Below are 20,493 nucleotides of genomic sequence, written 5' to 3'. Positions count from 1 at the left end.
GCAACGGGCAGGCCGCCTTCAGCGTCTTCTCCGGGTTCAATCTCACCGCCGGTCAGGTGTGTGCCACGTTTGCCGACAACACGCAGGTCTGCAACACCACGACCATCACCACCGCGGGCGGCAACGCCGGCATCCTCTTCCAGCGCCTCCCCGCCGTCCCCGCCGTGCCCACAGGGCTCTCCGCGCCGACGCCGACCAACCGGCTGCCGGTGCTGACCTGGCACGCCGTGCCCGGAGCGGTCAGCTATCTCGTGTACCGCGACGGCGCGGTGGCCGGCAGCACGACCGCGACCACCTTCACCGACTACGCGCCTGGCAACGACGGCGCGTTCGGCTACGCGGTCGCGGCCGTCGGCGGCAACGGCGCGGCCAGTGCGAGCTCCGCGCCGATCACCGTCGTCTACGACACCGCGGCGCCGTTCGTGTCGGGAACACCTGACCGTCCGGCCAACGCCGCCGGGTGGTACAGCGCTCCCGTCACGGTCGCCTGGTCGAGCACCGACCCGGCACCGTCGTCAGGCACAGCGACCGTGCCCGCCACCACCACCGCCGCGGCCGACGGGGCGGATCAGGCCCTGACCTCAGGCCCGTCCTGCGACCCGGCCGGCAACTGCGCCGCCGGCCGGTACCAGGTCTCGATCGATACGACCCCGCCCACGATCAACTACAGCGTCACGCCGTCGCCGAACGGCGGCGGCTGGAACAACGGCACCGTGATGGTCGCCTTCACCTGCGCCGACGGCCTGTCGGGCGTCGCATCCTGCCCGGCCCCGGTCGAGGTCGGTGCGGACGGGGCGGAGCAGCGCGTCGCCGGCACGGCCGTCGACAATGCCGGCAACACGGCCTCGGTCACCGCCGTCGTCAACCTCGACGCCACTGCCCCGGCCATCACCGCGTCCGTCTCGCAGAGTCCGAACGGCGAGGGCTGGAACAGCGGCGCAGTCACCGTCACCTTCAGTTGCACCGACGCCCTGTCCGGCATCGCCGGTTGCAGTCCACCGGTCGTCCTCACCGACGACGGGCCCAACCAGACCGTCCGCGGCGTCGCGGTCGACAAGGCCGGCAACACCGCGGACGCCACCGTGATCGTCAGCATCGACAAGACCAAGCCACTGATCACCGCGGTTCGCACGCCCGCCAACGAGTACGGCTGGAACAACGGCGCCGTCACCGTCGACTTCACCTGCGGCGACGCCGTTTCCGGCATCTCCGTCTGCCCGGATCGGGCGACGGTCACCACCGAAGGGGCGGGCCAGTCCGTCACCGGTGTCGCCACCAGCCACGCCGGCACGCAGGCGACGGCGACGGTGACCGGCATCAACATCGACAAGACCGCGCCCACAATCACCGCCACCGTGCAGGGGACGAGGAACGCCGCCGGCTGGTACCACACGGCACCGACGCTCATCTACGCCTGTGCCGACGCTCTCTCCGGCGTCGCGACCTGCCCGGCCGAGCTCCAGGTCACCCACGACGGGGCCGGCCAGAGCCTGACCGGCACGGCGGCCGACAAGGCCGGCAACACCGCGGATGCCACCGTGAGCGGTTTGAACGTCGACCTCACGGCGCCGGTCGTCACCATCGCCGGCGCCGTGAACGGCGCGACGTACAGCCTCGACCACCCGCCGGCCCCGATGTGCGTCACGGTCGACGCGACCTCCGGCGTGGCGAATCCCGCCAGTCTCAGCGTCAACCGCACCGCCTCCGGCGCATACACCGCCACGTGCGCCGGCGGCATGGACATCGCCGGCAATGCCGCGCCGGCCAGGACCATCGGCTACACCGTCGCGCCGACGAACGACACGCTTGCCGACCTGACCGCGCAGTACCTCGACGCCGTCGGTGCCCCGAACGCCAACGGCCTGACCCACGACCTGGCCAACAAGCTCGCCCACGGCCAGATCTGCCAGTACATCACCACGGTCGGCAACGCGGCCGGCGGACCGCACCCCGCGCTGACCGCCGCTCAGGCCGCCGACCTCACCTACTGGGCCCGCCTGCTGAACCCGATGTGCTGACCTACCGGCCGAGGTGGTGGGTGCCCGGGGTGTGCCCGAACGCGCGGCGGAACACGACGATGAACGCGTTGCGGTCCATGTCGAACTCCCTGAACGGGGTCCGGGTCCTGATGACCTCGACTCCATCGACGTTTATGCAATGGTTGTTCCTACGGAACGTAGGAGGTGATCCGATGTGCGGTGGCGCGCTGACCGGTGCAGGGGTGCCGTCCTCCGGCGGGTCGTAGGACGTCGGCAGGGTGCCGTTGCCGGTGGCGGCGTCGTAGCATCGGATGGCCGGCGCCGCGTCGGCGCGGGTCCGGGAGGGGTGCGGTGCAGGGGTTCGGGGAGCTGGAGGCGGCGGTGATGCGGCAGCTGTGGGCGGCCGGCGGACCGGTCACGGTGCGGCAGGTCCACACCGCGCTCGTCGAGACCCGGGAGCTGGCGTACACCACCGTGCTCACGGTGATGGAGAAGCTGCACCGCAAGGGCTGGCTGCAGCGGGTGCGGCAGGGCCGGGCCCACGTCTACGAGGCGGTGGCCACCCGCGAACAGTACGGTGCCGGGCTGATGCGTGATGCACTGACCGACAGCGGCGACCGGGAGCAGACACTGCTGCACTTCCTGGGCCAGATGACCCTGGACGAGGCGGCGTCGCTGCGCTCGGCGCTGAACACGTACGAGCGGAAGATCGCCTCGCCGTGACCACGCTGCTGCTCGCCGCCTACGCCGCCCTGCTGCTCGCGGTGGCCGGGCCGCGGCTGGGCCGCGCCCGGTGGGTGGTGCGGGCGCCCGGGCTGGGCCTGTTCGCCTGGCAGATGTGGTGCGCCGCGGTCGTGACCGGTGCCACGCTCGCCGGGGCCACCGCGGTGCTGCACTGGGACAACACCCACGACCTGGTCTGCCGGGCGTGGCAGGTGTGCCTCGACGCGCTGCTCGGCGCGCACGGCGTCGCCGCCCAGGCCGTCGCCGCGGCCGGTGCGGCGCTGCTGGGTGCCGCCGCGGTCCGGCTGGGGCTGGCCGGGTGGCGGCTGGCCCGGGCCGAGGGCCGGCAGCGTCGCCGGCTGCGCGGGATGCTGTCGCGGACCGGGCGGCGGCTGCCCGGGCTCGGCGTGATCGTGGTGCCCGCGGACGAGCCCGCCGCGTACCTGCTGCCCGGCGGCGGCGTCCGCGACGTCGTGGTCACCTCCGCCGCGGTGGACCACCTCACCGGCGAGCAGCTGCAGGCGGTCGCGGCGCACGAGCAGGCCCACGCCACCGGCGGGCACTACCGGCTGGTGCGCACCGCCCGGCTGCTGGACCGGGCGTTCCCCTGGGTCTCATGTTTCGGGACCGCCGTCCGGCAGGTCCACCGGCTCGTGGAGCTGCGCGCCGACGACGTCGCGGTCCGCCGCACCCCGCCGATCGTGCTGGCCCACGCCCTGGTCGCGCTCGCCGAGGCCCGCGTCCAGCAGGCCGGCGCGCATGCGGCGGGCCGGCCGGGCACCGGCGATACGGGACCGCTGCTGGCCGCGGACGGCGGCGACGCGACGGAGCGGCTGCACCGGTTGCTGTACCGCCCGCGGCCGCTGCCCCGTGCGCTGACCGGCGTCGCCGTCGGGCTGTTCGCGCTGCTGCCGCTGCTGCCGGTGCTCATCGCCGCGCTGGAACGCTCACCGCTGGCCCCGTAGGTTCCAGCTGCTCGTCGGGCAGCAGGTACCGCCAGCTCGCCGCGACGGTCCCGCCACCGGGCGCCCGGTAGACCGGCCACGGCGCCGCCCGGTCCGGGTCGGCCGCCGGCGACGTGGTGACGGCGCGCGCTTCGTCGCCGCCCTCACCGACCGTAGCGGCGCGGGGCTCGGACTGTGATCGACGCAACCTTCCCGAATCAACTACCCGTCGTGCTATGTCCCGTTCGGCGCCCACGGATCAACACCGTGAACAGGGAAGATGGTTGCAGCTCGGGCCGGTCACATCCTACGGCCCGTAGGAGATGGGGTTGTGCGGAGTGGGGACGATGCGTAAGGTCGGCTCCGGCCGGGCATCCGGAGCGTCGATCGCCCCCGGTCGGCGTCGGTGCCCGGCGCCGCCGAGTCGAAGTCGAGCCGGGGACCCAACCGCAGCATCTCGGGGTGAATCCGCGCCTTCGCAGTAGGGCGTCCTTCCCGCCCGAACCCGGTAGGCGGTCGAGGGAAGAAGGAGCCTCCCGCACGTGCCGCCACGCCGCCCGCGCCGTACCCGGATCATGAGCCGCCCCGCCCGCGCTGTCGTCGCCGTCCTGACCGCGCTCGCGGTCCTGGTGGCCGGTACCGGGACGGCGCAGGCCGAGCCGACCCCGGCGGAGTTGGAAGCCCAGATCGACCAGATGTGGAACGAGCTCGAGCCGACGATCGAGCAGTACAACCAGGTCCACAGCCAGCTCAAGGACAACCAGGCCAAGGCGGCCAAGCTGCAGGAGCAGCTGCAGCCGCTGCAGGCGCAGGTCGACGCCGCGATGGGCAAGATCAGCGACATCGCGGTGCGGCAGTACAAGACCGGCCGGGTCGGCACGATGCAGGTCCTGCTCAGCGGCGGCACCCCGACCGACATGCTGGACCAGCTCACGGTCATCAACGCGATCGCCCGCAACGAACGCTCCCAGATCCAGAGCGTGGCCGCGGCCCGGGACAAGCTCGCCGGGGACAAGCAGACCCTGGACGGGCTGATCGCCCAGCAGGCCGCGCAGGACAAGGATCTCGCCGCGAAGAAGACGCAGATCGAGGGCAAGCTCGCCGAGCTGCAGAAGGTCCGGCAGCAGGCGTACGGCAGCAGCGGCGCAACCGGCGCCCTCAAGCCGGTTGCATGCCCGGTCGACTACCTCGGCGGAGCGGGCGGCACCGCGGCGAAGAAGGCGTGCGAGCTGATCGGCAAGCCCTACATCTGGGGTGCGGCCGGCCCGAAGGGCTACGACTGCTCGGGGCTGACGATGGCCGCGTGGGCGGCGGCCGGGGTGACGCTGCGGCACTACACGAAGTGGCAGTGGGAGGACGGCAAGCCGGTCGCCAAGGCCGACCTGCGCCCCGGCGACCTGGTGTTCTTCTACAGCGACCTGCACCACATGGGCATGTACGTCGGCGGCGGGTGGATGGTCCACGCCCCGACCACCGGCGACTACGTGCGGATGGCCAAGCTCGACGGCCGTCCGATCACCGGCTACCGCCGACCCGCCTGACGTCCTGCCCGGCCCGCGCCGGCAGCAGCGCGACGCAAGGGCGGCGGCGGTGAGGGTGGCGCCGACCGCGATGAGGGCCGCGCTGTGCATGCCGGTGGTGAAGGCGTCCCGGGCCGCCGCGGTCAGGGCGTCGCCGCGGGGTCCGAGCAGCTGCGCGGCGACGTGCAAGGCGGCCTGCAGCTCGACGACGTCTCGCTGATCGGCGGCGAACCGTGGGATTGGTACGTCCCGAAGACCGACCCGCCGGTGCGGGTCAACCAGGTCGGCTACCTCCCGGACGGGCCGAAGCACGCCACGGTGGTGACCGACGCGCCCGACCCGCTGGCCTGGCAGGTCGGCTGGTCGTTGCACGTCGAGTCGGCCGCGGCGGGGCGATGAAGACCCCCGCGGGTTCTCTCGATAAGCCGCGCCCGACGTTCGGCCGCTGCCGGTCAGCGATCGCCGTGCTCCTCATGCGAGCCGCCATCGTCGAGTGTCGGCGTCCCGGCCACGCAATGGATTTCGACCTCGACCCAGGTCCGGTTGGTTGCGTTGCGGAAGGTGACGCCGACCTCGGGGGAGGGCCCGCGCAGGACGTGGCCCACCTGGTACCCCTGCGCTGGGCTCCATGAGACCAGGTATGCGCTGGCGCCGACGCACCGGGCGACGACCGTGCCGCCGGATGAGGAGAGCAACCGCTGGACGCTGTTCACGGTCGCGCTGGGCCTGTCAGGTGACTGCGTCGGCATCGGCGTCGGCGTCGGTTGGGCGGGCGTGGCGTCGTTCGAGCCGGGCGTGACGTCGTCCTCGCCGTCCGGCGAGGCGGCGGTGCTCCCATCGGCCCCAGCGTTGGCGAGCCCTTCCGGGGCCAGTTGCTGGGGCGGGCCGGCCGCCGTGCCGGCGTTGATCGAAGAGAGTGCCAGGAGGCTGACGGCGACCGACGCGGCCGCTGCCACGGTCCACGCCAACCCGCTGGCTGTCATTCGACGTGCGGTCGGATTCACGCGAGCCAGCCTGTCACAGCGCCGGATAAGCCCAGGTTAATAGGGCATAGGGACTTGGTTGCCCGAGCCGGTATGGTTTCGCCGTGGCTCAGGTGCTGCTCGTGGAGGATGATGCGGAGATCCGTCGCGCATTGATTCATGCGCTCAGCCAGCTCGGCCATGCCGTGATGACGGCCGGCGACGGCATGCGTGGCCTGCAGATGGCGCTGGACGCCGCGCCGGATCTGGTCGTTCTCGATCTCGGGCTGCCGGACATGGACGGCAGGGACGTGCTGCGCATGCTCCGCTCGGTCAGCCAGGTGCCGATCATCGTGGCGACCGCGCGCGATCAGGAGACGGCGATCGTCGAGGCCCTCGATCGCGGTGCCGACGACTATCTCAGCAAACCCTTCGGCGCGGTGCAGCTGGACGCGCGGATCCGGGCGGTGCTGCGGCGTACCGCCGGTGGCCGGGCCGGCGCGAATGCGCCGCTGGTGGCCGGCGGGCTGCGGATCGACCTGGCGGCCCGCGAGGTGGTGCTGGACGATGCCCCGGTTGAGCTGAGCGCCCGCGAGTTCGACCTGCTCAGCTACCTGGCGGCCCGGGCGGGCACGGTGGTCTCCAAGCGGGAGCTGATCAACGAGGTGTGGCATCAGCCGTACAGTGGCACCGACAAGACCGTCGACGTGCATCTGTCCTGGCTGCGCCGCAAACTCGGGGAGAGTGCCCGGGAGCCGCGCTACCTGCATACGGTGCGGGGCATCGGGGTCAAGTTCGTGCCGTACGCGGATCCGTCGTCGCGATGAGGCTGCGGCTCGTGCTGCTGGTGGCCGCCACCAACTTGCTCGTGCTGGCCGCCTTCCTGGTACCGCTGGCCGTGATGGTGCGCTCCTCGGCGGCGGACCGGGCGGTGAACGCGGCCGTTGCCCAGGCCCAGGCGCTGGCCCCGACGGTGGGCTCGCTCGACGAGCCGGCCCTGACCCTCGTGCTCGACCACGCGAACGGATCCGGGCCGTACCGCTTCACGGTGTTCCTGCCCAACGGCCATGTCCTCGGCGTGCGGGCCGCCCGCAGCGCGGCGGTCGCTCAGGCAGCCGACGGCAGCAGCCTCACCGCACCGGCCGCCGGCGGGCGGGAGGTGCTGGTCGCGGTGGCCGGCCTGCCCGACGGTACGGCGGTGGTGCGCACCTTCGTGAGCGACACGGAGATGCGTCGTGGGGTGGGGCGGGCCTGGCTAGTGCTGGCTGCACTCGGGCTCGCCCTGCTGGTGGTGAGTGTCCTGGTCGCCGACAACCTGGCGCGCAGCCTCACCCAGCCGCTGTCCGCCGTCGCCGCGATCGCGCACCGGTTGGCCGGCGGCGATCTCGACGCCCGGGCGGCCCGAGCGGCCGGTCCGCCCGAGGTGCGCGAGGTCGGCGGCGGGCTGAACCTGCTGGCCGACCGAATCGGCGCGCTGCTGGCCCGGGAACGGGAGACCGCCGCCGATCTTTCCCACCGGCTGCGTACCCCACTGACCGCGCTGCGGATCGACGCCGAGTCCCTGCGCGATCCGGCCGACCAGGCCCGGATCACCGCCGGCGTGGACGCGCTGGAGCGGACCGTCAACGAGGTGATCCGGGCGGCACGCCGCCCGGTCAACACCGGCGACGTGCCGATGTGCGACGCGGTCCAGGTGGTCGGCGAGCGGCTCGAGTTCTGGTCGCCGCTCGCCGACGAGGAGCACCGACGAGCGGAGGCGTGGCTGGCCACCGCCCCGCTGCCGGTCCAGCTGCCCCGCGACGACCTGTCAGCGCTCGTAGATGCGTTGCTGGGCAACGTCTTCGCGCACACCCTGGAGGGCACCGGCTACGCGGTACGGCTCGATGGACGGGCCGGCGGCGGCGCCCGGCTGGTGGTCCTCGATGAGGGCCCCGGGCTGCCCGAGAGCGTCGTGCCGCGGCGCGGGCACAGCGGCGCCGGCTCGACCGGACTGGGGCTCGACATCGTCCAGCGTGCCGCGGTGGCCTCCGGAGGTGGGATCACGCTGGGACAGGCACCCGGCGGCGGCGCCATGATTACCGTGGAACTGGGTCCGCCGCCGGGCTCCTTGCCGGTGCGCCGGAGTCCGGCCCACCGTCAGGCACCGGCCAGCCACGGTGGTTAGCCGCGCGAGCCCCGTCGACGGATGTCCCGCAACCAACCCGAGCGCCGTACCGCAGGCCCGTCGCCCGCACCGCGCCTCTGCGTTCTGTCATGCGTGCTGTTCGTTACGGGGTTCGGAGTCCCTGCCCGGCCGATGCTAACCAGTTGCTAAGCACCTCATAAGTCTGGGTTAGTTGTCCGTTTTGCCGGTACTGTCCGGGTCGGATCCTGGTAGGAATCTCGGCGTGGAACAGACACGCGCATGGGCGACGGTCGATCGGGCTGAGCCCAGGCCGGGCGACGAGTACTGGCCGTGGGCCGACCCGACGGAGGTGACCGAGGACCGTCCGCCCACGATGGTCGAGCCCAGGGAACGTGCTGTTCGCGTCGCCAGGCGCCACGGGCCGGGCCGGTACCGTACCGGCAACCGGCTGTTCTTCTATACGCTGTTCTACTTTGCGTTGGCCGCGAGCGTGGAGGTGTGGTGGCTGAACACGCCGGGCGGGTCGGTGGCGACACCGGCCGACGCGCTGATCGCGGCGGGTCGCGTGACCGGCATGATCGGCGGGTTCGTCCTGCTCGTGCAGGTGCTCATGATGAGCCGGGCGGCCTGGCTGGAGGTGTGGGTCGGCGCGCACGAGTTGCTGATTTGGCACCGCTCGCTGGGCGGCGCGGTGGTCGTCGTGGTGCTCGGCCACGCGGTGCTGATCGTCATGGGGTATGCCGCTGCGGAACATGCGTCGCTGGCGCACGAGACGTGGAGCATGCTCACCACGTACCGCGACATGATCAGCGCGTTCATCGCGACCGGCATACTCGTGGCAGTCGGGGTGCTGGCGATCCGGGCAATCCGCCGCCGAATCCGGTACGAGGTCTGGTACTACCTGCATCTGACCAGCTATCTGGTGCTGCTGCTCGGGTACGGCCACCAGTTCACCGACGGCGCGGACCTGCAGACGGGCTTCGCCCGCTGGTACTGGATCAGCCTGTACGTTTTCGTCCTGGTCTGCCTGGTCTGGGGCCGCGTCATCGAGCCCCTCTGGCTCAACCTGCGGCATCGGCTGCGGGTCCTCGATGTCGTCCCCGAGGGCAGCGGCATGGTGTCGATCTACATCGGTGGACGCCGGCTGGACCGGCTCGACGCGCAGGCAGGGCAGTACTTCCGGTGGCGGTTCCTGGCCCGCGGCTGCTGGTGGCAGGCCCACCCGTTCTCGCTGTCCGCGGCACCCAACGCCGACTGGCTGCGGATCACCGTCAAGATCGTCGGTGATCACACCGGCGACCTGCAGTACATCGAGCGGGGGGCGCGGGTGTTCGCCGAAGGCCCGTCCGGGGCGTTCACCGCCGACCAGCGGCTACGCCACGGCGCCCTGCTCATCGCCGGCGGCAGCGGCATCGCACCGATCCGGGCCCTGCTGGAAGACCTGCCAGCCGACACCGTCCTGCTCTTCCGGGCCCGCAACGAGGCCGAACTGACCTTCCGCGACGAACTGGACGCACTGGCCGTCGAACGCGGCGTCAAGGTCTGGTACATCCTCGGCTCACGCGACGACCCCGGGCCCCGGCACGCATTCAGCCCGAAGGGCCTGCGCGAACTGGTGCCGGACGTGCGCCGCCGCGACGTCTACATGTGCGGCCCCGACGGCCTGATCTCCACGTCCCGCACGGCGCTGCGCCGGCTGCGGGTGCCCGGCAAGCAGATCCACCTGGACCCGTTCGAGTTCTGAACATCCGGCCCCAAGCATCCCGTTCTGCCATGACTTGTTGATTCGAGGAGGTTGTTGTGCGTAGACCCGCTGCCGCGCTGCTAGGCACCCTGGCTGGCACGATCTTGCTCGTCGGCGCAAAATACGGCAGCGCGTCGCCGGCCACGAACGCCGGCGACACTGCGGCGGCGAACGACGCCGGCACCGCCGGCGGCCTGCCGGGCGATCCGTCCGCAGGACCCGCCGGTTCAGCCGGTTCCGCGACGCAGAGCCCCGGTGCCGCGCTGGGACCGTCCGGTAAGAACCCCACGACCGGTGCGACAGCCGGGCCGGGCAACCCGGCTCCGGGCCGTACCACCACCGGGCCGGCACCCGCCACCACGACCGCGGCCGCCCCGGCCTGCACCACCAAGCCGGGCCCGGCGAGCTCGATCTCCTCACCCGGCGTCGGCACCATCACGGTCACCATCCAGGTCTGCGGCGGCGTACTGAAGACCGCCACCGCCGTCCAGAGCCGCTCCAACTGGGACAAGAACACCGCGGCGCTGCCGGCGCTGAATTCCCTGGCGGTCAAGAACTACAAGACCAACTTCTCCGCGATCCACTACTCCGGCGCGACGCTGACCAGCAACGCCTACCAGGCGTCGCTGCGGGGCGCGATGACCCAGGCCGGCATCTGACATGCCGGACAATCCGATGACCGGGCTGCGTCGCCACGAACTGGTGATGGGCACGATGATTGCGATCGACATCGCCGATCCGCTGCCCGAAGCCACCCTGGCGGCGCTCGCCGACGACTATTTCGCCTGGATGCGTGAGGTGGACGAACGCTTCAGCACCTACCGGGCCGACAGCGAGATCAGCCGGATGGACCGGGGCGAACTGCGGCTCGCAGACGGCTCACGGTACCTGCAGGAGGTGCACGCGACGTGCGCGCAGCTCTGGCACGACACCGACAACTTCTTCGACGTGTACGCCACCGGCCACCTCGACCCGTCCGGATACGTCAAGGGGTGGGCCGCCGAGGTCGCATCCGCCCGCCTCCTCGCCGCCGGCAGCAGCAACCACTTCATCAACGCCGGCGGCGACGTGCGCGTGCGGGGCGGACCCCAACCCGGCGAACCGTGGCACGTCCCGCTGCGCCACCCATGGGAGGCCGACGGCGCGTTTCTCGTCCTGGCCGGCACCGACCTGGCCGTGGCCACCTCCGGCACGTACGAGCGCGGCTTCCACGTAGTCAACCCGCGCACCGGCGAGCCGGCTCGAGCACTGCGCTCGGTCACCGTCGTCGGCCCCGACCTCGGACTGGCCGACGCCTACGCCACCGCCGCCGTAGCCATGGGCATGGCCGGGTTGCGCTGGCTGGCCGACCTGCCAGGCTACGAAGCCGCCGTGGTGACCGAGAACGGTGAAGGCTTCTGCTCGGCAGGCCTGCCCAGCGTGCCCATCGCCGAACTGGCGCAGGCGCAGCCGGCGTCGCCATGACCGGCTAGCCAGGCGTTGGCGTATCCGGACACGATCCGATCCGGGCCGGTGATACGTGGCGGAAACAGGCGTCGATCAGGGCTGCGTCGCCGTCTGGCAGCGCATGCCGTTCAGGACGAAGGCGTCGGGAATCGTCCCGGCGTGCTGGCCGTCGACGTTCGCGCCGACGTCGGTCACCGAAGCGCCGGCTTCGAGATCCGAATGGCCGTCGAGGCCGGTGACGGTCACCTGCGTGCCCTGCTGCTGCCACGCACCGTTCCAGCTGGACCCTGTCTGCACCTGACCCTCGACGTCGAAGCTCAGGGCCCATTCCTTCAGCCCCGTCCGACCTGTGTTGGTGATCGACAGCGACACGGTGGCGCCGTTGTCCCAGGTCTGCTTGACCTGGTACGCGACCGTGCACGACCCGGCGGCCGCCTGGCCTGCGCCGGCGCTCGGCGAACTCGCGCTGCCCGTGGGGGCGCCCGACGCGGGCTGGCTCGACGCGGCCGCACCCGACCCGGGCCCGTCGGACCCGCCGGACCAGTGGACCTGGCTGGACCCTCCGGAGCGCATCAGCGCACTGGCAGTGGCGGTCCCGGCAAAGACGACGGCCACGGCCACGGCGCCGCCCACGAGCGCCTTCCGCAGCCGGCCGGAGCGTGCCGGCGGCACGGGCTCCGCCGCCGCCGGGAAATCCGTCGCCGTGGGCAACTCTCTCGTGCCGTGCAGGTTGGCCGTCTCGTCGTCCGATGGCTTGACCACGCGGACGTCGACGGCACCCACCCGGACACCTGCCAGGGCGGCCAGGCGGTGCGCCAGTGCCGCCGCGGACGGGCGCATCGCCGGTTCGGCGGCCAGGCAGCGCTGGTAGAGCGCCGCGACCTCCAGCGGCATCCCCGGGATCAGCGGGAGCGGCACCGACTCCGGGTTGTCCCGCCAGAACCCGGCCCGGACCGCCACCGGCGGGTGGCCGGTCAGCGCGGTGAACAGCACGACGCCGATGGCGTACACGTCGGCGGCTTGGTCCCGGGTGTGGTCCATCGGAGCGGCCCGGCGCTCGGGCGCGACGTACGCTGACCGGCCGTCGGCCGCACGGGCGCATACGAGCGAGGCGATGCCGAAGTCGACTACCTTGACGCCGACGCCGGTGAGCATGATCGTTTCGGGCGTTATGTCGCCGTGGGCGAGACCGCGGGCGTGGGCCGCAGACAGGGCGGCGGCGACATAGGCGCACACCTCGACGGCGCCGCGCCACGGCAGCGGACCGCGGGTGAGCCGGTCGGCGAGCGGGATGCCGTCGACGAGTTCCATCACGATGAAGGCGTCGTGGCCGGCCACGCCGAAGTCGTAGACGCCTCTGACATTCGGATGGCTCAGGGCCGCGGCGGCCTGCGTCGCGGCCTGCAGCCGTCCGTCGTCATTCAGCTTCGCGTCGAGCAGCCGCACGGCGACCCGGCGCCGGAGGATCTCGTCGTGCGCACTCCAGACGAAGGAGGTGCCGCCTTCGCGTATGCGTTCAATCAACCTGTACCGACCGGACACCAGTCTCGGCATCTCAACCACGCAAAAAGTGTGCCACAGACATTCTGGTGCGTATGTCGGTGAATGTGGACAAGATTCACCGATCAGGTCACGGGGTGACCTCGTCGAGGGGGAGGCGCACCTCCAGGCAGGTGCCGCAGCCCCGCGGGCTGTGCAGCGTCAGCGTGCCCCCCAGGGCCTCCACCCGGTCGGCCAGGCCGATGAGGCCCGAGCCATGCCCGGGTTCGGCGCCGCCGACGCCGTCGTCCCGGACCACCAGGTGCAGCTGATGGTCGCCGACGTCCGCTTGCACCGAGACGACGGTCGCCTGGGCGTGCTTCGTGGCGTTCGTGAGCGACTCCGCCACCACGTAGTAGGCGGCCACCTCCACGGGCTCCGGCAGGCGGTCGTCCAGCCGGACGTCCAGGTTCACCGCCATGCCGGAGCGGCGGGCCAGCGCGCGCAGCGCGGGCCTCAGCCCACCATCCGACAAGATCGCCGGGTGTACCCCGCGGGAGAGCTCCCGCACGTCGTCGACGGTTCCGGTGAGCCCGGCCACGACCGCTGACAGCTCCTCCCGCAGCACGGGCAGCTCCGTCGGCACGTCCTCCTGGAGCCGGCGGAGGTCCAGCCCCAGCGAGATGAGCCGCTGCTGGATGCCGTCGTGCAGGTCGTGCTCGATCCGGCGGCGTGCCTGGTCGGTGGCGAGCACGAACCGGGACCGCGACGCGATCAGGTCCGCGCGGGCCTGGGTGTTGGCGATGGCGGTGCCGATCAGGTCGGTGTACTCCGCGAGCCGCGCCTCGGCGTTGGACGGCGGCGGTTCGTCGCGGGCCGTCCCGGAGGCCACGACGCCCCACAGCCGGCCCTCGACGTGGATAGGCGCGCCGACCGCCGCGCGGAGGCCGCGCTCGCGCAGGTGGACGCCGAGGGCTCCGGTGGCGTTGGCGAAGTCGTCGATGCGGGCGGGCCGGCCGGTCCGCAGTACCATCGCCGTGACGTTGTGCCCGTCCAGCGGCATCCGGGTGCCGACCGGCAGGTCCAGGTCGGCCCCGCCCCAGGCCCCAACGATCGTCCCGGTGCCGTCCGGTTCGTAGCGCACGAGCCGCACTGACTCGGTGTCGATCAACTGGCCCAGCTCGGCGGCGACCGCCGCCATGACCTCGGCCGACGGGACCCCCCGCGCGACGAGCGTGGCGATGCGCCGCAGGGCGGTCTGCGTCTCGACGCGGTCGGTGAGCTCCCGATAGCCGCGCTCCAGCGAGGCGGCCATGACGTTGAAGAAGCGTTCCAGCCGGCCGATCTCGACGGTGCCGGTCTCGGGTAGCCGGGTGCCGAGGTCGCCGCTTGCGAGCTGGTCGGCCATGGCGGCGACCCGGCGGATCGGCTGGACGATGATCCGTGTCTGGTACCACCCGACGAGGGCGATGACGAGCGCCGACCCCGCCAGGCCGCAGACGACCGCGAGGATCTCCTGTTGGACCTGCCGGTCGGCGCGGGCGTCCCGGGTGTCGACGATCTGCCGCTCGGTCATCCTGAGGGCCTGGGTCTCCGTGTGCAACTCGGCGATCCGCCGATCGCCTTCCCGCATCGTCGCCGCGTCCCGCACGCTCGGATCGCCTCGCCGCGCGGCATCCATGACCGGCACCGAGTAGTCGTCGACGTACGATCGGGCGATCTGGGTGATGTGCTGGGCGTGGCGCCGCTCGTTGCTCGTCGTGGCGACGTGCTCCAAGTGCTCGGTCGCGCGTTGGACGTCCGCCGTCGCGGCCTGCCAGTCGGCGACATAGCCGGCGTCCCCGGTGGCGAAGTACTGCAGCTGTCTCGTCTGCACCTCGTCCGTGCTCCGCTCGGTGGCCTCGACGGCGTCGAAAACCTGCTGGGCGTGGCGCGTCACGCGGGCGGTGCTCCGCTGCTCGTTGATCGAGATGAGCAGGACGCCGAACGCCGCGCCGACGATCAGCAACAGCACGCCGGTCGCCAGCACCATGCGGCTGATCAGCCCACCCCTGGTCCGGCTCATGCCCCGCCCCTCCGTTTCAGGCTAGCGCGCGGCCAACCCGTGGGGTCCACATGGAGTGTCAAGCGGTGGCGGGCCTCGTCGGCCGGACGATCCCGACCAGCTTGCTGGCCGCCGCGGCGTCGAGCGCCGGTTCAAGCCCGGCCCGCCCGCTCCACTTCGCCTTGCGGCGCGTCGGGCACCCGGCGGTCGACTGAATGGCGCAATGACTTCAGAACGATAATGCAGACGGCGCTGATCACCGTACCGACCGCGATGGCCAGCACGTAGAGCACCGGCCTGCCGATGAGGCCGATGACCCAGATTCCGCCGTGCGGTGCCCAGGAGGTCGCGCGGAAGGCCATCGAGAGTGCTCCGGTCACGGCGCTGCCGGCCATGATGGACGGGATCACGCGCAGCGGGTCGGCCGCCGCGAACGGGATGGCACCCTCGGTGATGAACGAGGCGCCGAGTAGCCACGCAGCCTCACCGGCCCTGCGCTCGGCGTCGGTGAACAGCTTCGGGCGTACCACCGTGGCCAGCGCGAGCGCGAGCGGCGGGGTCATGCCGGCGGCCATCACGGCGGCCATCACGGTGTGGTTGCCGCTGGCCAGTCCGGCGAGGCCGAAGGTGTACGCCACCTTGTTGACCGGCCCGCCCATGTCGAAGGCCATCATGGCGCCCAGCAGCAGGCCGAGCAGGATCGCGTTGGCGCCGCCCAGCGTGGTCAGCCAGGCGGACAGTCCCCTTTGCGCGGCGGAGATCGGCTGTCCGATAGTGACGATCATGATGACACCCACGATCGCGCTCGACACGAGCGGAATGAGCACCACCGACATGACGCCCGCGACCGCGCGAGGCACCTTGATCCGGTTGATCGCCATGACCACCGCCCCGGCGAGCAGGCCGGCGATGAGGCCGCCGAGGAAGCCGGCGCCGATCGAGGTGGCCAGCAGGCCACCGACAACGCCGGGGACGATCCCGGGCCGATCCACCATGCCGAAGGCGATGAAGCCCGCCAGGATCGGTACCAGCATGGAGAACGCGGCATCGCCGACCGCGAACAGGACGCCCGCGAGCCCTAGCGTCGCCCACAGCTTGGACGGGTCGTGGACGCCCGGGTATGTCACGCCCGCGAACGTGCCGCCGGTAACCTTGTTCGCGATCGACGGGCCGCCGATCAGGAACGACGACGCGATGAGAATGCCGCCTGCGGCGACGAATGGAATCATGTAGCTGACGCCGGTCATCAGCCACTGACGTATGCGCGTTGCCAGGGGGGCGTTGCGGTCCACCTTCGTGGACAAGGCGGCGATCGGACCGGCAGCGACCGGCGACCGTTCGACCCGCTTCCTCGTGGACGGGGCGGCGATCGCGCCGGCAGCGGCCGCCGACCGCTTGGCCGCCGCGGCGGCCTCTTGGATCAGACTGGGCGCGTGGATGATGGCCCGCTTCACGGGGGCGATCACCTGCGGCTTGCCGGCGAACCGGTCGCGACCACGAACCTCAATGTCGGCCGCGAACACCACCGCGTCGGCGGCTGCGATCTGCTCCGGGCTGAGCGGCGTGACCGTCCCCGCGCTCTGAGTCTCCACGATGATCTCGTGGCCGGCCGCGCGGGCTGCCTGCTCCAGCGCCTCCGCGGCCATGAATGTGTGCGCAATTCCGGCCGGACACGAGGTCACGGCGACAATCTTCATCGCCCGGCACCTCCCGGTTGACGAGATCCACGACGTCATGTGCCGTCGTCGCGTTCAGCAGTGCCTCCCGGAACGAGGCATGGACGAGCCGCCGCGCCAGCGAGGCGAGGATGCTCACGTGCAGGTCGGCGTCTCCGGTGGGCGCTGCGACGAGAAAGATCAGGTGCGCGGGCCCGTCCGCGGCACCGAAATCCACGCCGGCCGCGCTGCGGCCGAAGCCGAGCGCCGCCGCGGGGACGTGCGACGACCGGGCGTGCGGGATGCCGACACCGCCCTCGATGCCGGTGGGAATCTGCGCCTCGCGGGTGAGTACGTCCGTCAGGAAGCCGTCAAGGTCGGTGACGCGGCCGGCGGCCGCGAGCCGCTGTGCGAGCGCCCGGATGGACTCGTAGCGGTCGGTCGCAGTCAGGTCCAGATCGACGAGGTCGATGGTGATCAGGTCTTCCAGAGGGGTGGTCATGACAGCTCCAGAATTCGGTTGTACCCGATGATTGGTGGATCCGTACCGCCGCCCGGTCTGGATCCGGCGGCGCCGGCATCCGGCCGCCGGACCGAAGCCGGCGAGCGGGGCGTCACCCGCACCGGCGGCGCGACCTCGATGATTCGGTGGCAGCCGTGCAGCCCGTCGTGCCGGTCGACGAGCCCTGCGCTGGGCGGACCGAGGCCGACCGGCGTTCTCGCGCCCCCAGCGCCTCGAGCCGGTCGGCCGCCTCGACCGCGTCGCCCCGGGTCCATACCGGCCAACTCGTCGCATTCGCCGGCGCGTCCCGATCCGCCACGACCGCCGGAGAAATCCGCCGGCGCCGTGTGGCACGCTGCTCGCCAACACCAGCCACCTCGCCTCCGCGGCCGCGTCGAGCGCCGTGGGCATCAGCGCCCTGCCGGGTTGGGCCCTCCGGCGGGTTCGGATGGCAGCCGCGTCGAAAACAGGGTGCCTTGCGCTGCCGCCGCCCGGCCCGCCGGTACGTCCGCCAACGCTACCCACATCACCGCGTTGTCGCCCTGCCAACGCGCCTCCGTGGGGCGCGGCACCATTGACGATCGAGCATGAGTCGCCGAGGTCGATGTGGGCTCGGCGCGATCGGTCTCAGCGATCCGCCACAGAGCCGTCAGGCCGACTTGCGCACCACGAGCCGTGGTCATCCAACCGCGCCCGTCACCGGCTCGGCCGCACCGGCAATAAATACCGGCCGGCAAGCCGCGGCATGAGCTCCCGGAGCATGTACGAGCTGGTCGGCGCGCCGTGCAGCAACTCCACGTGCGGCGCGGCCGGTCGCCCGGCCACAGGGGAGCGACCGGCACCGAGATATGCGGCTAAGTACGGATATGATCGGTGTAACCGCAACCTCGACGGCAAGATCAATGTGCGCTTTGGTCAAGACGCAACCGGATGAGACTCGTCGCCGACACCAGGCCGACGTGAGGCCGCGGTCCGCAGCGTCCATGCGGCCGGCCTCCTGGCTGGTGCGTCCGACGCCCCCGCCGCTCCGGGTGGGGATAGCCGTCTGCGCGTTGTTCGTCATCGCGGAGACGCTGATCGTCTACCCGCTCGGGCGCGTCGCGCGGGCCGACGAGCTGGCCGTGGTGTACATGATCGGAGTGCTGGCGGTCTCCATGGTCTGGGGCTTCCGGCTGGCGGTCGTGACCTCGGTGGCCAGCGCACTGGCGTTCAATTTCTTCCACGTCTCACCCGTCGGGGAGTTCTCGTTCGCGGCCAGCCTGGACTGGTTCGAGCTGGCGGTGTTCGTCGCCGTCGCGCTGCTGGTGAGCTCGATGGCCCGGCTTGCCCGCTCCCGCGCGGTGGAGTCCCTCCAGCGGCGCCGGGTCGCCGATCTCATTGCCGGACTGGCCCACCTCATGCTGGTTTCGAACGATCTTTCATCGGTACTGCCGGAGGCTTCCCGCCGCCTCGCGCAGGCGCTGGACCTGCCGTATGCGGAGATCACGCTCGAGTCGGTGGCCGGCGACGAGCGGCGGGCGGCGTTGCCGCTGCAGCGTCGCCTCGAGCTGGGCACGCTCCTGGTCCCCGCCGACCTGCCGGAGCCCACGCTGCGCTGCCTGCGCGATAACGTGGTGCCCGCACTGGACGCGTTGCTGTCCGCGGCCCACGACGGCGAGCTGATGGACATCTCGCTGCGGAGGAGCCGCGACGAACTGCGCGTGCTGGCGGAGGAGCAGGCGGCGCTGCGGCGCGTCGCGACGCTCGTCGCCCGCGGTGTCGCGCCGTCCGTGGTCTTCGCCGCGGTCGCCATGGAGACGGCCCGGCTCTTGGACGCGGACGCATCGCGGCTGCTGCGCTACGAGGCGCCGGGCACCGTGACCGTCACTGCCGAGTTCAGCAAGCCGGGCGTCGAGACGTTGCTGGGCAAGCGTCTGGCCATCGCCGGCGGCGCGACGGAGATGGTCTACCGCAGCTCCCGGCCGGCCCGCGTGGACAGCTACCAGGGTCGCGTGGGCCCGCTTGCCAGGCTCGCCCGCGAGGAGGGCCTTCACTCGTCGGTGGCCGCCCCGATCCTCGTCGAGGGCCGCCTGTGGGGCACGATGGTGGTCCTGTGGGCGCGGCCCGAGGCGGCGCCGGCCGGCGCCGAGTACCGGCTGGCCGAGTTCACCGAACTCCTGGCCACCGCCGTCGGCAACGCCGAGGGTCGGGCCGAGCTCAACGCGTCGCGGGCCCGCATCGTCGTGGCCGCTGACAACGCCCGGCGCCGCATCGAGCGCGACCTGCACGACGGCGTGCAGCAGCGGCTCGTTGCGGTCGGCCTCGACCTGCGCGCCGCCGAGGCGATGGTGCCCGACGGACTGAACGAGCTCAAGGCGCACCTGTCGGGCACCGCCGACGGCCTGACCGGCGTCTTCAAGGACCTGCAGGAGATCTCCCGGGGCATCCACCCGGCGATCCTCGCCCAGGGCGGCCTCGGGCCCGCGCTCAAGACGCTCGCCCTGCGCTGCCCCGTTCCCGTCGAGCTCAACCTGGGCACCCAGCGGCGACTGCCCGAGGGCGTAGAGGTGGCCGCCTACTACATCGTGTCCGAGGCGCTCACGAACGCCACCAAACACGCGCACGCATCCGCGATCGTCGTCGACGTCGAGGCGGGCCGCCAGGTGATCGTGCTGTCGATTCGCGACAACGGCATCGGCGGCGCCGACCTCCGCCTCGGCTCCGGGCTCGTGGGTCTCACCGATCGCGTCGAGGCGCTCGGCGGACAGCTGCACATCGCCAGTCCGGTTGGAGGCGGGACGTCGCTGCGCGTCGAGCTCCCGTCCGTCGAAGACCCCGCACGGCTGCCGGAGCCGGGATGAGGCGGTTGGGGTGATTTGCCGGGAAGAATCCGGTTGGCCGGGATGCGGCGGCCCGTTCGACCGGGCATTCTGGAAAGGTGACGATGCAATGTCTCATCGTCGACGACAGCGCCCTGTTCCTCAGGTGTGCCCGAGAGTTGCTCGAGCGTGAGGGCGTCGAGGTTGTGGGCGTCGCGTCGAACTGCGCCCAAGCCCTGCAGCAAACCGAAGATCTGCAACCCGAACTCGTGCTGGTGGACATCGATCTCGGGCCGGAGTGCGGCTTCGACCTGGCCTGGCAGCTCGACCGCAAAGGTCGCAACAAGACCCCTCCCCCGGCGATCATCCTGATCTCCAGTCACAGCGAGGAGGACTTCGAGGAGCTCATCGTCTCCAGCCCCGCGATCGGCTTCCTGAGCAAGGCTGTACTGTCGGCCGGCGCCATCCGGGACTTGCTGCACGACGGCGGCGAACCGACGGCGGCGGAGCCCTAGCGCGGTGCCGCCGCGGGCTGCCCGTTGTACGATCATCAGTGCGAGGGGTGTTCACAC

At 71.7% G+C, this 20,493-nt stretch carries 14 protein-coding genes, 3 pseudogenes and 1 riboswitch; of the genes and pseudogenes, 12 read left to right on the top strand and 5 right to left on the bottom strand.

Annotated features, from left to right (window positions below):
- The 5 genes and pseudogenes from AB0B76_RS38055 to AB0B76_RS38035 all read left to right on the top strand — a co-directional run.
- Nucleotides 1–2,018 (top strand): annotated as a pseudogene (locus tag AB0B76_RS38055) (Neogenin); the annotation flags it as partial.
- Between the two features lie 312 nt (nucleotides 2,019–2,330).
- Entirely contained in the window at nucleotides 2,331–2,702 is a 372-nt protein-coding gene (locus AB0B76_RS38050; RefSeq protein WP_360384782.1) for a BlaI/MecI/CopY family transcriptional regulator, read from the top strand.
- Nucleotides 2,699–3,667: a M56 family metallopeptidase gene (locus AB0B76_RS38045; RefSeq protein ID WP_360384780.1), complete on the top strand. Its 969-nt coding sequence runs from the start codon at nucleotides 2,699–2,701 to the stop codon at nucleotides 3,665–3,667. The genes AB0B76_RS38050 and AB0B76_RS38045 overlap by 4 nt, the downstream gene beginning before the upstream one ends.
- Before the next feature lie 386 nt (nucleotides 3,668–4,053).
- Nucleotides 4,054–4,176: riboswitch (cyclic di-AMP (ydaO/yuaA leader) on the top strand.
- A 45-nt stretch (nucleotides 4,177–4,221) separates the two neighbouring features.
- On the top strand, nucleotides 4,222–5,187 hold the full coding sequence (locus tag AB0B76_RS38040) for an NlpC/P60 family protein (RefSeq protein ID WP_360384778.1): 966 nt from the start codon (nucleotides 4,222–4,224) through the stop codon (nucleotides 5,185–5,187).
- 180 nt (nucleotides 5,188–5,367) lie between these two features.
- Nucleotides 5,368–5,523, top strand: a pseudogene (locus tag AB0B76_RS38035) (cellulase N-terminal Ig-like domain-containing protein); the annotation flags it as partial.
- Nucleotides 5,524–5,618: 95 nt separating this feature from the next.
- Here the strand turns inward: AB0B76_RS38035 and AB0B76_RS38030 are convergent.
- Nucleotides 5,619–6,170 (bottom strand): hypothetical protein, encoded by a 552-nt coding sequence (locus AB0B76_RS38030; protein WP_360384776.1) that lies wholly within the window; start codon nucleotides 6,168–6,170, stop codon nucleotides 5,619–5,621.
- Nucleotides 6,171–6,253: 83 nt separating this feature from the next.
- Between AB0B76_RS38030 and AB0B76_RS38025 the strand changes: the two genes are divergently transcribed.
- From AB0B76_RS38025 to AB0B76_RS38005, 5 genes are all read left to right on the top strand, one after another.
- Nucleotides 6,254–6,955 (top strand): response regulator transcription factor, encoded by a 702-nt coding sequence (locus AB0B76_RS38025; protein ID WP_360384774.1) that lies wholly within the window; start codon nucleotides 6,254–6,256, stop codon nucleotides 6,953–6,955.
- Nucleotides 6,952–8,292, top strand: a complete 1,341-nt coding sequence (locus tag AB0B76_RS38020; RefSeq protein ID WP_360384772.1) for a HAMP domain-containing sensor histidine kinase — start codon at nucleotides 6,952–6,954, stop codon at nucleotides 8,290–8,292. The genes AB0B76_RS38025 and AB0B76_RS38020 overlap by 4 nt, the downstream gene beginning before the upstream one ends.
- Nucleotides 8,293–8,515: 223 nt before the next feature.
- On the top strand, nucleotides 8,516–9,997 hold the full coding sequence (locus AB0B76_RS38015; RefSeq protein ID WP_360384770.1) for a ferric reductase-like transmembrane domain-containing protein: 1,482 nt from the start codon (nucleotides 8,516–8,518) through the stop codon (nucleotides 9,995–9,997).
- Between the two features lie 56 nt (nucleotides 9,998–10,053).
- A complete protein-coding gene (locus AB0B76_RS38010) occupies nucleotides 10,054–10,656 on the top strand; it encodes a hypothetical protein (RefSeq protein ID WP_360384768.1) in 603 nt (200 codons plus the stop codon).
- 46 nt (nucleotides 10,657–10,702) lie between these two features.
- Entirely contained in the window at nucleotides 10,703–11,461 is a 759-nt protein-coding gene (locus AB0B76_RS38005) for an FAD:protein FMN transferase (protein WP_360384849.1), read from the top strand.
- Between the two features lie 75 nt (nucleotides 11,462–11,536).
- Here AB0B76_RS38005 and AB0B76_RS38000 read toward each other — a convergent pair whose 3' ends face one another.
- The 4 genes and pseudogenes from AB0B76_RS38000 to AB0B76_RS37985 all read right to left on the bottom strand — a co-directional run.
- Nucleotides 11,537–12,967 (bottom strand): serine/threonine-protein kinase, encoded by a 1,431-nt coding sequence (locus tag AB0B76_RS38000; RefSeq protein ID WP_360384766.1) that lies wholly within the window; start codon nucleotides 12,965–12,967, stop codon nucleotides 11,537–11,539.
- A gap of 106 nt (nucleotides 12,968–13,073) precedes the next feature.
- Nucleotides 13,074–14,987, bottom strand: coding sequence for a HAMP domain-containing protein (locus tag AB0B76_RS37995; protein ID WP_360384764.1), 1,914 nt, complete (start codon nucleotides 14,985–14,987; stop codon nucleotides 13,074–13,076).
- A gap of 131 nt (nucleotides 14,988–15,118) precedes the next feature.
- Nucleotides 15,119–16,612 (bottom strand): fructose-specific PTS transporter subunit EIIC, encoded by a 1,494-nt coding sequence (locus tag AB0B76_RS37990; RefSeq protein ID WP_360384762.1) that lies wholly within the window; start codon nucleotides 16,610–16,612, stop codon nucleotides 15,119–15,121.
- A 79-nt stretch (nucleotides 16,613–16,691) separates the two neighbouring features.
- Nucleotides 16,692–17,123, bottom strand: a pseudogene (locus AB0B76_RS37985) (PTS sugar transporter subunit IIA); the annotation flags it as partial.
- Between the two features lie 1,052 nt (nucleotides 17,124–18,175).
- Between AB0B76_RS37985 and AB0B76_RS37980 the strand changes: the two are divergent.
- Together AB0B76_RS37980 and AB0B76_RS37975 are read left to right on the top strand one after the other, a co-directional pair.
- Complete coding sequence (locus tag AB0B76_RS37980) at nucleotides 18,176–19,963, top strand: DUF4118 domain-containing protein (protein WP_360384760.1); 1,788 nt, start codon at nucleotides 18,176–18,178, stop codon at nucleotides 19,961–19,963.
- A gap of 83 nt (nucleotides 19,964–20,046) precedes the next feature.
- A complete protein-coding gene (locus AB0B76_RS37975) occupies nucleotides 20,047–20,436 on the top strand; it encodes a response regulator (protein WP_360384758.1) in 390 nt (129 codons plus the stop codon).
- Nucleotides 20,437–20,493: the final 57 nt, after the last annotated feature.

The sequence above is a fragment of the Dactylosporangium sp. NPDC049140 genome (assembly GCF_040648435.1).
This window is presented reverse-complemented; position numbering and strand designations above follow the sequence as displayed.

Bases quoted from the DNA above. Each gene is read 5' to 3' on its own strand.
- AB0B76_RS38040 (WP_360384778.1), top strand. From the start codon at position 4,222: ATGAGCCGCCCCGCCCGCGCTGTCGTCGCCGTCCTGACCGCGCTCGCG.
- AB0B76_RS38005 (WP_360384849.1), top strand. From the start codon at position 10,703: ATGGGCACGATGATTGCGATCGACATCGCCGATCCGCTGCCCGAAGCC.
- AB0B76_RS37990 (WP_360384762.1), bottom strand. From the start codon at position 16,612: ATGGCCGCGGAGGCGCTGGAGCAGGCAGCCCGCGCGGCCGGCCACGAG.
- AB0B76_RS38020 (WP_360384772.1), top strand. From the start codon at position 6,952: ATGAGGCTGCGGCTCGTGCTGCTGGTGGCCGCCACCAACTTGCTCGTG.
- AB0B76_RS37995 (WP_360384764.1), bottom strand. From the start codon at position 14,987: ATGAGCCGGACCAGGGGTGGGCTGATCAGCCGCATGGTGCTGGCGACC.
- AB0B76_RS37975 (WP_360384758.1), top strand. From the start codon at position 20,047: ATGCAATGTCTCATCGTCGACGACAGCGCCCTGTTCCTCAGGTGTGCC.